This window comes from Flexivirga oryzae (assembly GCF_014190805.1).
In the GTDB taxonomy this organism is placed as follows: Bacteria; Actinomycetota; Actinomycetes; order Actinomycetales; family Dermatophilaceae; genus Flexivirga; species Flexivirga oryzae.
Genome location: NZ_JACHVQ010000006.1, coordinates 1 through 12,974, shown reverse-complemented (window position 1 = coordinate 12,974; position 12,974 = coordinate 1). Strand labels below are relative to the sequence as shown.

Annotated in this window: 12 protein-coding genes; 11 read left to right on the top strand and 1 reads right to left on the bottom strand. The window is 70.7% G+C overall.

The genetic code is table 11. The features are described 5' to 3' along the window. Complete coding sequence (locus FHU39_RS22490) at window positions 1–1,227, bottom strand: class I SAM-dependent methyltransferase (RefSeq protein ID WP_183322974.1); 1,227 nt, start codon at window positions 1,225–1,227, stop codon at window positions 1–3. 79 nt (window positions 1,228–1,306) lie between these two features. Here FHU39_RS22490 and FHU39_RS22485 point away from each other — a divergent pair, with 79 nt between their 5' ends. From FHU39_RS22485 to FHU39_RS22435, 11 genes are all read left to right on the top strand, one after another. Beyond that, window positions 1,307–2,632, top strand: coding sequence for a TrkH family potassium uptake protein (locus tag FHU39_RS22485; RefSeq protein WP_183322973.1), 1,326 nt, complete (start codon window positions 1,307–1,309; stop codon window positions 2,630–2,632). After that, window positions 2,622–3,305, top strand: a complete 684-nt coding sequence (locus FHU39_RS22480) for a potassium channel family protein (protein WP_221185840.1) — start codon at window positions 2,622–2,624, stop codon at window positions 3,303–3,305. Before FHU39_RS22485 ends, FHU39_RS22480 begins: the two co-directional genes overlap by 11 nt. Before the next feature lie 89 nt (window positions 3,306–3,394). Then, complete coding sequence (locus FHU39_RS22475; protein ID WP_183322972.1) at window positions 3,395–4,378, top strand: ribose-phosphate diphosphokinase; 984 nt, start codon at window positions 3,395–3,397, stop codon at window positions 4,376–4,378. 51 nt (window positions 4,379–4,429) lie between these two features. Then, entirely contained in the window at window positions 4,430–5,482 is a 1,053-nt protein-coding gene (locus FHU39_RS22470; protein WP_183322971.1) for a hypothetical protein, read from the top strand. Next, on the top strand, window positions 5,482–6,564 hold the full coding sequence (locus FHU39_RS22465) for a hypothetical protein (RefSeq protein WP_183320777.1): 1,083 nt from the start codon (window positions 5,482–5,484) through the stop codon (window positions 6,562–6,564). Before FHU39_RS22470 ends, FHU39_RS22465 begins: the two co-directional genes overlap by 1 nt. 8 nt (window positions 6,565–6,572) lie before the next feature. Continuing rightward, a complete protein-coding gene (locus FHU39_RS22460; protein WP_221185258.1) occupies window positions 6,573–7,592 on the top strand; it encodes a hypothetical protein in 1,020 nt (339 codons plus the stop codon). A 45-nt stretch (window positions 7,593–7,637) separates the two neighbouring features. After that, on the top strand, window positions 7,638–8,756 hold the full coding sequence (locus FHU39_RS22455) for a hypothetical protein (RefSeq protein ID WP_183320775.1): 1,119 nt from the start codon (window positions 7,638–7,640) through the stop codon (window positions 8,754–8,756). After that, on the top strand, window positions 8,753–9,796 hold the full coding sequence (locus FHU39_RS22450; protein WP_183320774.1) for a hypothetical protein: 1,044 nt from the start codon (window positions 8,753–8,755) through the stop codon (window positions 9,794–9,796). Before FHU39_RS22455 ends, FHU39_RS22450 begins: the two co-directional genes overlap by 4 nt. 5 nt (window positions 9,797–9,801) lie before the next feature. Then, window positions 9,802–10,911 (top strand): hypothetical protein, encoded by a 1,110-nt coding sequence (locus tag FHU39_RS22445; protein WP_183320773.1) that lies wholly within the window; start codon window positions 9,802–9,804, stop codon window positions 10,909–10,911. After that, a complete protein-coding gene (locus FHU39_RS22440) occupies window positions 10,908–11,927 on the top strand; it encodes a hypothetical protein (RefSeq protein WP_183320772.1) in 1,020 nt (339 codons plus the stop codon). The genes FHU39_RS22445 and FHU39_RS22440 overlap by 4 nt, the downstream gene beginning before the upstream one ends. Window positions 11,928–11,976: 49 nt before the next feature. Continuing rightward, window positions 11,977–12,974, top strand: a 998-nt coding sequence (locus tag FHU39_RS22435; RefSeq protein ID WP_183322970.1) for a hypothetical protein, incomplete at its 3' end; no start/stop codon positions are given.

Genomic DNA, 12,974 nt, shown 5'->3' with positions numbered 1-12,974 from the left:
TCACGGTGCGGGCACGAGCATCAACACCGCCTGCGCCCCGCCGATGCGGGTCAGCAGGATGGTTGCCTCACCGTCACCCTTGAGCCGGAGCTGGCGCCGCAAGGTGTCCGGGTCCGTTGACGCGCCCTTCTTCTTGATGGTGAGGCGGCCGATCCGGTGGTCCCGGATCCAGGACCGTAACGCCTTGAGGTTGAACGGCATCGCCTCCGTCACGGCATACTTCTTCGCCCACGGGACGAGGACGTCGCGCGGCGAGCTGACCATCCCGAGCCCGGCATCCAGCTCGACACCGTCGACACGCCGCACGAGGGCGCCGGTCAGTCCGGCGCGGATGATCGCCCGGTCCGCCTCGTAGAGGTAGCCCTGCAGCCGGTCCAGTCGTGCGGTCCCCGGGTCGGTGTCCGCGGCATCCCGCTCGAGCACCTCGTAGGCGAACTGGTCGCTGACGACCAGCGCCGACCGGCCGCGGTCCCATGCCGCGGCGTTCCACCACAGCACGCACTCCACGACCTCGCCGTCGTACGACGTCCACTGCGCCTGCGTGCCGAGCGGCACATCGGTGTGGGCGAGCGACGGGGAGAGTTTCACCCCGGCGGCGGCAGCACCGGCGGCGGTCTCCAGGGCGAAGTCCCAGGACGGTGCCAGCTGGTCGAGGCGGAACGTTCGCCGGGTGCGTCCGTTGATGTCGCTCACCCCGGGAGTGCGGCGTGCCGGATCCAGCCAGACCGCCGCGTCCGGGGCGCTGAGCCGGTCCGGCGCGCCCGCCCGCTCGGCGAAGTCGTGCTGGGCGCTCGCGTGGTCCCAGTGCCGCAGGTTGTGATCGGCGACCCCGGCGGTGACCTCGTCGGCGTCCACCGCGGTGACCCGCAGGCCCTCCGCCGCGAACGCGCGGGCGTCCGCCCCGATGCCGCAGCCCAGGTCGTGGACCTGGCGGGCGCCGGAGTCGGCGAGCCGCCGTGCGTGCAGGCGGGCGACCTGCTGCCGGGTCGCCTGCTCCAGGCCGTCAGGGGTGAACAGCATCTCGCGCGCCGCCCGCCCGAACTTGCGTTCGGCCCGCGAACGCAGGCGTGACTGGGTCAGCGCGGCCGCGATCAGCTCGGGGTCGAACCCTTCCATCCGGAGGCGATCGCCCAGCACGAACGCCTCCGCCTCGTCGTACGGCGGGAGCGATGCCAGCAGTGCCGCGCCCTCCCCGCTGATCAACTTGGCCAGAAGTGCGGGCGTCATACGGTTAAGTGTTGCGTATGAGAACAACCCCACGAAGTTCTCCCCCGCTGCGCTCCTCCGATACTTCGCGGGGACCCCGATGAGAGCGAGATTCGGCCCGGCACGCATCGTTGTCGGGTTCTACGCGATCACGGTGAGTGCGGGCACGGCGCTGCTCGCCCTGCCGATCTCCAGCACGCACCACGGGCACGCCGAGTTCAGCACCGCACTGTTCACCGCCGCCAGCGCCACCTGCATCACCGGCATGTCGCCGGTCGACGTCGCGACGTATTGGACGCCGTTCGGGCACGTGGTCATGCTGCTGCTGGTGCAGGCGGGAGGGCTCGGCATCGTCACCCTGTCGGCGCGCCTGTTGCAGCTGGTGCGGGGGCGGATCGGCATCGAGGGCACCCTGGCCGCCCAGGCCGACGCGCACACCGACACGCCCGCGCATGCGCGGTCGATGATCCGGGTGATCGTGCGCTTCTACCTGATGCTCGAGGCCACCCTCGCCGTCCTGCTCGCGCTGCGCCTGCACTTCGCGTACGGCGAGGGCATCGGGCGCGCGGCCTGGGAGGGCCTGTTCAACTCGATCTCGGCGATCAACAACGCCGGTTTCACCCTCTACTCCGAGGGAGCGGTGAAGTTCGCCGGCGATCCGTGGGTGCTGGCACTGTTGTGCTGTGGCGTCTTCATCGGCGGTCTGGGCTACCCGGTGTGGTTCGAGCTGATGCGCCGCCGCCGGCCGCACCAGTGGTCCATGCACACCCGGCTCACGCTCTACGGGTCCGTCATCCTCTTCTTCGCCGGGTTGGTCACCTTCCTGGTCTTCGAATGGCGCAACCCCGCGACGCTCGCGCACATGGGTGTCACCGACAAGATCTGGAACTCCGTCGGGGGTGCCGTCTTCCCGCGCACCGCCGGGTTCAACACCGTCGACTACGCGCAGGTGCGCCCGGAGACGATGGCCGTCAACTATGTGCTGATGTTCATCGGCGGTGGCAGTGCCGGCACGTCCGGGGGCATCAAGGTGTCGACCTTCTTCCTGCTCGGTGCGGTGATCATCTCCGAGATCCGCGGTGAGCCGCAGGCGCGGGTCGGGCCCCGCGCCATACCTGCGGCCGTGCAGCGGCAGGCGCTCACCGTGGCACTGCTCGGGGTCGGGTGCGTGATGGCCGGGATGATCGCCGTCATCACGATCAGCGAGCAACCCATGCAGCTGGTGCTCTTCGAGACGATCTCGGCCTTCTCCACCACCGGCCTGAGCGCGAACCTGACCTCGCAGCTGCCCGTTGCCGCGCAGATCGTCCTCATCGCATTGATGTTCATCGGCCGAGTCGGCACGATGACCGTCGGTACCGCACTCGCCATGCGACGCAACAAGCGGCGCTATCGACTACCGGAGGAGTGGCCCATTGTCGGTTAAACGGCACCACGCGACGCTCGACCCCCACACGGTGCTGGTCGTCGGGCTCGGCAGGTTCGGGACGTCGGTCGCGAGCACCCTGACCGAACAGGGCTGGGACGTCCTCGCCGTCGACCAGTCGGTCGAGCTCGTCCAGAAGTGGGCCGACGTCCTGACCCACGTGGTGCAGGCCGACAGCACCGACCCCGACGCACTCCGGCAGATCGGGGCGGGCGACTTCGAGCGGGCGGTCGTCGCGATCGGCTCGCACCTGGAGGCGTCCATCCTCACCACCGCGAACCTCGCGGACCTCGGCGTGCCGAGCATCTGGGCGAAGGCGATGACCAAGCAGCACGCCCGCATCCTGGAGCGCATCGGAGCACACCACGTGGTGCTCCCGGAGCGCGAGATGGGCGCTCGCATCGGCCGGTTGCTGGTCGGCTCGCTCACCGACTACTACGAGCTGGAGAGCGGCTTCGGCATCGGCCGGATGGCAGCACCGGCCAAGTTCTCCGGCAAGAACCTGACCGAGCTCAACCTGCGTGGCCTGCACGGCGTCACCGTCGTGGCGGTCAAGCACAAGGGTGGCGCCACGTTCGAGGACGCCCGGCCGGAGACCGTCATCGACAAGGGCGATCAGTTGGTCATCACCGGATCCACCGAGCGGTTGCAGCAGTTCTCCGGGCGCGCCTAGCTCGGCGACCCGGGGCTGTCCCCGGGGCCGCGCGAGACAGTACAGTCGAGCTGCACCCGAGTCCGCCGCCTTGGAAGGGTCCGTCGCCAGTGCGCGAGATCGTCGTCTTCTCCGGATCAGCCCACCCGGCCTTCGCCGACAGCATCTGCGAGCATCTGAAGGTTCCTCGCTCGTATGTCGACCTCAAGCGGTTCAGCAACGACTGCCTGCAGGCGCAACTGCTCGCCAACTGCCGACAGCGTGACGTCTACCTGGTCCAGCCGCTGGTGCCGCCGACGCAGGACCACCTGATGGAGCTGCTGCTGATGATCGACGCGGCACGGGGTGCGTCGGCCGAGCGCATCACGGCGGTGATCCCCTACTTCGCCTACGCGCGTTCGGACAAGAAGGACGCGTCACGGATCTCGATCGGGGGCAAACTGGTCGCCAACCTGCTCGAGACGGCCGGGGCCGACCGGGTGATCACCATGGCGCTGCACGCGCCGCAGGTGCACGGCTTCTTCTCGATGCCGGTCGACCACCTGACCGCCATCGGCGTGCTGGCCGACCACTTCCGCGCCGTCGGCGGCCTCACCGACTCGGTGGTGGTGTCGCCCGACTTCGGCAACGCCAAGACCGCGACCCAGTTCTCCCGGCTGCTCGGGCTGCCCGTCGCCGCGGGCTCCAAGAAGCGGATCTCCGACGAGAAGGTCGTCATCGACACCATCGTCGGCGACGTCGACGGCAAACGCGCGATCGTGCTCGACGACGAGATCTCGACCGGCGGATCCGTCGTCGAGCTGCTCGACCGGCTGGCCGAGCGCGGCTGCACCTCCGCCGACATCGCCTGCACGCACGGCCTGTTCGTCGGGCGTGCTGTCGAGCGGCTCTCGAGCCACCCGCTCATCGGGCATGTCGTCACCACCGACACGGTGCCCCGGCCACCCGACTGGCCCAAGTTGCAGGTGCGCTCGGTGTCCGCGTTGTTCGCGGAGGCGATCGCCCGGATCCACGCGGGGGAGTCGGTCAGCAGCCTCTTCGACGGCGTCGACCCCTCGCATGCGCCACCACAGGCGACGCTGCCGCTGGGTTGACCGGCGGTCCGCGGGCCGGAACCACCGGTGGCCCGCGCGAGTCGAAGCGTCGTGACTGAGGAGCGCGAAGCGGCACACCGTCCCCACCGTTGGTGGCTGATCGGTGGGATCGTCATACTCGTGCTCGCCGCCACCGGAGGCGTCGCGGCCGTGGCCGTGCTGCACAACCGGGCGCACGTGGGGCAGCGGTTCGGAGCATCCGGCTACGTCTACGGCGACCGGCACACCGTCGACATCAGGGTGCCGTCCGGGCTGGTGCAGGTGGAGGTCACCGGGCCGGCGGGTGAGGCGTCCGTCGGGTCACCCGGCTCGCGGGAGGTGCGCGCGCCGCTGGGCGGCCGGTTCGTCGAGGTGGAGTGGGACAGCGGGTCGAACGCGAGCGCGCAGACCGTCGGCGCGGTCGACATCGGCGGCAATCACCCCGTGACGCTCACGCTGGTCGCCGGCGGGCACCGGTATCGGCTCGACACGTTCCGCACCGACGCTCTCGTGGACGGCTCCGCGGTGATCGCGGTCGACGGCGACGGTGACGACCTGCGGATCGAGGCCACGTATGCCGGCGTGACGCAGTCCGTGGACCCGACGACCGGCACGCGGCGCGCCGGACGCGCCGATCTGCTCTACAACAGCGGCGGCTGGAGCCCGGTCGTCGGCGACGGGGCGCCCAGCGCGAAGCCCAGGGCGAAACTGCAATGGCAGACCAGTGACAACGGTGGCAGCGCGATCCGGCTGGCCTATGTCGACGGGCTCGGCTGGGCACCGAAAGGCAGCGACTGGGTGGTCGTCGACAGCGGCTACATCCGGTTGTCCAACGATGTGCGCTGGCGGCCGTCGCGGGACTCGTCGGCGTACGTCGACTATTTCAAGCAGATCGCGAAGATCACCGGCAGCCAGCGGGTCGACGGCAGACCGGCGGTGAAAGTGCTGAAGAAGGGGCGCGTCGAACTCGGCACCTGGTGGACGCCCGTAGCGGTGTTCAAGGTGCCACACTCCGCCGGCACGGTGCACGTCCGGCGCTCCACGACGTTCGTCGCGCCGGTCGACTACGTGCAGGGCCACGTCAGTGGTTACCCGAAACACGCGAAGATCACGGTGGTCTGGTGATGCGTCGCAGCGTCCTGATCGGCGCGGCCGTCGTCGTCGCGCTCGCGCTGGTGACCGGCCTCGTCATACGCCACTCGAACAAGGACCGCCTCGCTGCCGGGGCGACCCGCAGCGGCGACTACTCGATCTCGGCCGGCTCCAGCAACGACGACGACTTCATGGTGCCGAACGCCCAGATCCGGGTGAGTGTCGACATCGGGCAACGGGGGTACCGACACAACTCCGACGACGACTCGGACGTCACGATCCGCGCGCCGAAGGGCGGCGTACTGGTCGACCTGTCGTGGACCTCGACCAGTATCCCGACGAACTACCAGGGAACGGAACCGACGCGTCTGTCGGTCCGGTCGGGTGGCCGGACCGTCGTGCTGGATCCGTCGCTGCGGCCGCGGCCGGCGTCCGCCGAGGACGACAGCGACGCGCCGGAGCAGGTCGTCGCGCTCCCGGGCCGGCCGTCGGATGTGGAGCTGGTTGCTGATTTCGCCGGTCGCAGCCAGGTGGTGCGAGTGGTGAGTGGCAGGCGCACGATGGGCGATTTCGCACCGCTGTACCTGTCGGCAGCACCCGGCCTGCTGACTTCGCGACCGATCGGGCAGGACCAGCCGGTGGACCCCAGGTCACCGTTCCGCTGGACCGGACAGGCCAACGGCGGCCAGGTGGTCCGGGTGCCCTACCTCTCGGGTCAGGGCTGGGCACCGACGGGGCGTGACTGGATCCTCGTCCAGGGAGCCGGTTACAGCATCGACGCACTCGACCCGGTCGTCTGGACCGTCGGCGACGAATACGCCAGGTACTCGACCGTCGGAACGCCGAAGGTGACGGTCACCATGGACGGGCGCCCGCCCGAGAAGAAGGTGGGTGCAGAGCACCCGGGCACGGTGACGAACTTCTACCTGCACGGCTCACGCGATTACGTCTTCTCCGTCGCCCGCGGCAACGGCTTCACGATCGACACGGTCGTCCACGTCACGACCAAGCGCACCAGCGGTGACACGCGCGCCCCGGCGACCGCCCGAATGCTCCTGCGCACCAGCAGCCAGTTCCCGGCCGCGGTCGACGCGACGGTCGGAGGCACCCGATGAACAGCTCCATGACGACCACGCACCGCACGCGGTGGCTGGTCACGGCACTGGTCGTGGTGCTGGCGGCCGCGGCGATCGCCTGGTGGGTGCATGAGAGTTCCGGTGTTCGCGTGGGTGACCGGTTCGCCGACCCCACCGTGATGACCGGCGAATTGGCCGACAACGACGCCACGGTGGACGCCCCGTTCGGTCCGCTGGACCTGACGATCAGCATCGGCCCGGAAGCGGGTGCCAGCGGCCACACGATCACGGCACCGCACGGCGCGGCCCTCGTCGAGGTGTCCTGGCACGGTGAAACGCTCTACCCGGCGCCGATCGTGTGGCCGACCGCGACACCTCGACGGCGCCGCGACCCCGGCACCGACCTGACTCTGGTGTCCGGCGGCAGGCGCTACCCGATCGCCAGGTCCGTCGGGTACGCCGACGACGGCGGCTCGGTGCTGGTGGTGGTGCAGGGCGACGGCACCGATGCCCACGTGGAGGCGCGCTTCGCCGGGCGCACGGTCCGATCGGTGCGTGGCAGGCCGCAGCGGAGGGACACGGCCCAACCTCCCGCGGACCTCGCGTGCCTGGACGACTCGCACCTGCGGTTCTCCTGGGTGCACTGCGACTTCGACATGACCCGCAGCATCTATGTCGCAGGTCTGGGTGCGGCCCCCGCCGGCAAGGAGTGGCTGGTCGTCGACGGCGCCACGGTCACCCGCTCGCGACACCAGGTGTCGACCTTCCAACCCGCCGACCACAGCAAGGAAGCGCGATACCTGCCGTCCGGTCCGCCGACCGCGACGCTCTCCGTGGCGGGTCTGGGGAAGCCGGCACGGGTCGCCGGTTCGGACCAGATCACCGGTGACGCCGTCCGCCTTGCCGCGCGGGCCTGGCTGATCCCCGCCACCCGGGATGCGCGGATCCGGCTGAGCTATCAGCTGCCGACCACGCTCGATCGGCGGGACAGCGACTGGAAGAGCGCGCCCGCGACCTACCGGGTCAACGTCTCCATGGTCGCGACCTACCCGGGCGTCGCGGGCTGATGACGAGGGCGGAACGGTATGCCGTGACGACACGTCCATCGTGATGTGAACACCCACGAACTGCGCTGGTGGCGCCGCCGCCCCGCACTCTGGGTGGCGTTGCTCCTCGTCGTCGCGGTCGCGCTGAGCACGGTGCTGTTCGTGCGGCACCAGGGGGACAAGGGCCGGATGGCGGCGGGGACCTCCCGGCCGGGCGACTACGCGGTGTCCGACACCTCGCTCTACCGGACCTTCCAGCTCGTGGTGCCCGGTGCCAGCGTGATGATCAACGCAGAGGTGGGGCAGCGGGCAGCGCTGGTCGACGACAAGACGTATGACGTCACGCGGGTCAAGGCACCGCACGGCGGGCAGCTGGTGCACCTCGAATGGTCGGTTTCCGGGCCGTGGCTCGGCGGCGCCCCTCACACGGGCGACCACACCAGCAGCCTTGCGGTGCGGTCGAGGACGACCTCGGTCGTGCTGGACCGGGCGATCACGGCGCCCGTGGTGGGCTCGGCCGGCTCCGGCGACGACGACCGCCACGAGGCGCTGGTCGCGGTCCCCGGCGAACTCGCGGACCTGCAGGTGACCGTGACGTTCCAGGGGCGCACCCAGTCGATCTCCCTCGCCAGCGGCGAGCGGCGGCTGGGCGCCTTCGCGTCCCTCTACCGACCGCGGGCGGCGGGGGCGCAGGTGTCCCTCACCCGGGACCAGCCGACCGACGGGCAGTCCCCGTACCGGTGGTTCTGTCACGCGGAGGTCAACGGTCTGACGCGTACGCCCTACGTCGACGCCCTGGGCTGGGCCCCGGCCGGACACGAGTGGGTGGTGGTCAGCGGGGCGGGGGTCCGGGCGTCCGACCGTCCGGCGGAGTGGATCGAGGGTGGCCGGCTGGCGGGCTACGAGCGGGACGGGAAGCCGCAGGTGACGGTGACCGTCAACGGCGAGCACCCGGAGACGTCCGTGAGCGCCGCACAACCGACCAAGGACAGACTCCTCACGGCACGCGACTACGTCTTCTCGATCCACACCGGTGACGCGGCGACGGTCGAGGTCGAGGCCGTGGTGCCCGCGAAACGCGGGAAGGGCGAGGACCGGCACGCCCCGGCCAGGACCACCGTCCGGGTCGGCAAGACCCTGAGCGCGCCGGCAGTGGTCGACCCTGCGCCGCGGGTGAGCCGATGAGCGGGCAGCAGGCCGGTGCGTTCCGCCGGCACCGCGGGCGGTGGTTCGCGGCAGCGGCCGCGGCGGTCGTGGCGGTCGCCCTGGTCGTGGGCGGTATCGCCCGGTCCTCGCACGAACGGCATCACCTCGCGGCGGGGGAGCACCTCGACGGTGTCATGGTCTTCGTCGACCAGTTGACCGAACACCGGGCCGAGGTGCAGACGGCGTTCGGGTCGTTGCCCGTCACCATCGGCACCGGGCGCGAGATCGGCAGCCGTGACGACCGGGTGCGCGCGCCGGACGGCGCCAGCCTGGTCAGGGTGACCTGGTCACCGGGGCTCATCTACGACGGGCCTCCTGTATGGCCGACGAGCACTCCGCGCGACCGGCGCGACCCGGGGACGACACTGACCCTGGTCACCGGGGGTCACCGCTACCTGCTCGCCGATGCGGTGGTGATGTCGGACGGCGGGTCATCGGCGATCATCGTCGTCGCCGGTGACGGATCGGACGCCCGGGTGGAGAGCAGGTTCGGCGGCCGCACGTTCACCTCGGCCCCCGGCCCGAACACGCCCCGGACGGTGCGCAGCCAGGGTTACGCAGGGTGCCAGGACACCTCGAAGAGGACGTACTCCTGGGTCGACTGCACGCTGCCGGTCCACCGGGGCGTCTACGTGGCAGGCCTGGGCGTGGCACCCGCAGGCAAGGAATGGCTGGTCGTCCAGGGCGCGAGCGCGACGCGGTACGACCAGAACGTCCGCGTGCGGGACGCCCACGACGACTCGAAGCGCGCCGAATACGCCCCGAGCGGCCCGCCGGCCGTCACCGTCACGGTCGACGGTGTGTCCGCGAAACCGCGTGTCGCGGGTTCGGACACGGTGATCGGGGATTCGGTGCGGGTGGCGACCCGGGCCTGGCTGGTCCCGGCGCAGAAGTCGGCCACTGTGCGGCTGCGTTACCGGTTGCCCACCAGGATCGTGCCGGCACACAGTTACTGGCACGGCGCCCCGTCGACACACCTGGTCGACGTGTCCACGACCACGACGTACCCAGGGGTGTGAGCGTGATGCCCGACCTAGCAGCATCCGGTGGACACCGTCGCCGGTGGATCGTCGCCGTCGTCCTCACCGTGGCGCTCGCGGCGGTGGTGACCGGCCTCGTCATACGCCATTCGAACAAGGACCGCCTCGCTGCCGGGGCGACCCGCAGCGGGGGCTACTCCATCTCGGACGGCGAGGTCGACACCAGCGCCGACCTCGTCGTGCCGAACGCGCAGATCGACGTGCGCGTCGAGATCGGGCAGCGCGGTCAGCAGGAGGACTCCGACGACGGCTCGGACGGCACGATCCGCGCGCCGAAGGGCGGTCTGCTGGTCGACCTGTCCTGGACCTCGACGGGCGCTCCGAGGCGAACCCAGGGCAAGCAGCCCACCCGGTTGTCGATCAGGTCAGCCGGCAGAACCGTCGTCGTCGACGCGGACCTGCGGCCGAAACCGGCGTCCTCGGACGACGACGGTGGGCCGGAGAAGGTCGTCGCACTCCCGGGCCGGCCGTCCGACGTGGAACTGGTCGCCGAGTTCGCCGGTCGCACGCAGACCGTGCGACTGATCGGCGGCCGACGCACGATGGGCTCCTTCGCGTCGTTGTACCCGCCGGCGGGGAGCGGCTCGCTCAGCGCGTTGCCGATCGACCAGCACCAGCCGAAGGACCCGGACTCACCGTTCAGCTGGTCCGGGCGCGCCGACCGTGGCACCGTCCTGCGGACGCCCTACGTCTCGGGCCTGGGCTGGGCGCCCGCGGGCCGGGAATGGGTCGTGGTCCTGGGAGCCGGTTACGACATCGACACGCACGACCCGGTGACCTGGAGCGCAGGCAAGGGCTACGCCGAGTACTCCACCAGTGGGACTCCGAGGGCGGTGACCACCGTGAACGGTCATGCTCCACGCAAGACGCTCGGCGCGGAGCAGGTGCGTACGGTCAGCAACCGCAGGTACGTCTCCCGCGACTACGTGTTCTCCGTCGTCCGTGGCGCCGGGTTCACCGTCGACACGGTCGTCCGGGCGACCACCAGGCGCACCGGCGGCGACGCCCACGCCCCGAAGACCGCCACCATGGTTCTGAGCACGAGCAGCGCCTATCCGCCCGCGGTCGACCCGACGGTCGGAGGTGCCCGATGAACTCCGCAACCCCAACCCGGCACCGCGGCAGGTGGCTGGTCCTGGCGCTGATCGTGGTGCTGGCCGCCGCGACGATCGGCTGGTGGGTGCACGAGCGGGCCGGCGTCCACGTCGGTGACCGCTTCGACCACCCCACGGTGTTCGCCGACCAGTTGGCCGACAATCGGGCCACGGTGCAGACCCCGTTCGGTCCACTGGACCTGACGATCGGCATCGGTCCGGAGGTCGGTGGCTACGGCCACAAGATCACCGCACCGCACGGGGCGGCGCTCGTCGAGGTGTCGTGGAGTGGCGACCAGTTCTACACACCGCCGTCGGTGTGGCCGGCCGCGACCGCTCTCCAGCGCCGCGATCCCGGCACCGACCTGACCCTGGTGTCCGGCGGTCGGCGCTACCCGATCGCGACCTCGGTGGGGTTCGCTGACGACGGCGGGTCGGTGCTGTTCGTGGTGAAAGGTGACGGCACCGACTCCTACGTGGAGGCACGCTTCGCCGGGCGCACCGTCCGGTCCGTGCATGGCGGGCCGTCGCCGCGCACCGTGAAGAGTTCCGAGGAGTTCCCGTGCCGGGACGACTCGGACAAGCGGTTCTCCTGGGTGCACTGCGACTTCTACGTGACCCGCAGCATCTACGTCGCAGGTCTGGGTGCGGCGCCGGCGGGGAAGGAGTGGCTGATCGTGCACGGTGCCACCGTCACCCGGTCCGAACGCGACGTCTCGATCTACCCGAAGAACCTCCACGAGGGGGCCCGCTACGTGCCGTCCGGTCGGCCGAGTGCCACCCTCTCGGTGGCGGGTATGGCGAAACCGGCGCGTGTCGCAGGTCCGGACCAGGTCATCGGCGACGCGGTCCGCCTCGCCGCGCGCGCCTGGCTCGTCCCGGCCACCAAGGATGCGCGGGTCCGGCTGGACTACCAGCTGCCGACCACGCTCGATCGGCGGGCCAGCGAGTGGAAGAGCGCACCCGCGACCTACCGGGTCGACGTGTCCACGGTCGTCACCTACCCGGGCGTCTGACGGCGTCGGATGGCGGAACGGTGGGCCGCGACACGACGTCCATGGTGTTGTGAACACCCACGAACTGCGCTGGTGGCGCCGCCGCTCGGTGATCGCGGTCGCGCTGCTGCTGGTCGTCGCGGTCGCGCTGAGCGCGCTGCTGCTCGGGCGGCACGAGGACGACAGGGGCCGGATGGCGGTGGGCGATTCGCTGCAGGGCGACTACTCGCTGTCGGACGCGACCTACGAGCACGACCTCAGCTTCCAGCTGCCCGGCAGCGTCCTGTCGGTCAGCGTGGCGGTGGGGCAGCGGGCGTCGAGCGACGAAACCGGTGGCTCGGTCGAGGCGAAGGCTCCGCGTGACGGGCAACTGGTTCACGTCACGTGGTCGGCCACCCGGTCGTCGTCCGACGGTGCACCCGACACAGGTGACCACGCGAGTCGCCTTGCCGTGCGGTCGAAGACGACCTCGGTCGTCGTCGACCGGGCGGTCAAGGCACCCGCGCAGGGCTCGTCCACGGCCGGTGACGACGACCGCAACCAGGCACTGGTCGCGGTGCCTGGCGACGCCGCGGACGTGCAGTTGACCGTGACGTTCGAGGGACGGACCCAGTCGGTCTCGTTGGTCAGTGGTGAGCGCCGGCTGGGCGCCTTCGCCTCGCTCTACCGGCCGCGGCCGGCGAGCGCGCAGGTGTCTCAGACGCAGGATCAGCCGGCCGACGAGAGGTCCGGGTACTGGTGGTTCTGCACCGCCGAGGCCCGCCTGATGACCCGGGCGCCGTACGTCGACGGGCTGGGCTGGGCCCCCGCGGGTCGCGAGTGGGTCGTGGTCACCGGCGCGGGCGTCCACGTGGCCGACACACCGGCCGTGCGGCGTGCCGACGGACGGGTCGCGGAGTACGAGCTGGACGGGACACCGAAGGTTGCGGTGACGATCGACGGCGATCACGCGGTGAAGTCCACCAGGGCGGTGCGGACCCACCAGGACGGAACCGGCACGACACGCGACTACGTCTTCTCGATCCGCACCGGCGCCGCGGCGACCGTCGACGTCAGGGCCGTGGTGCG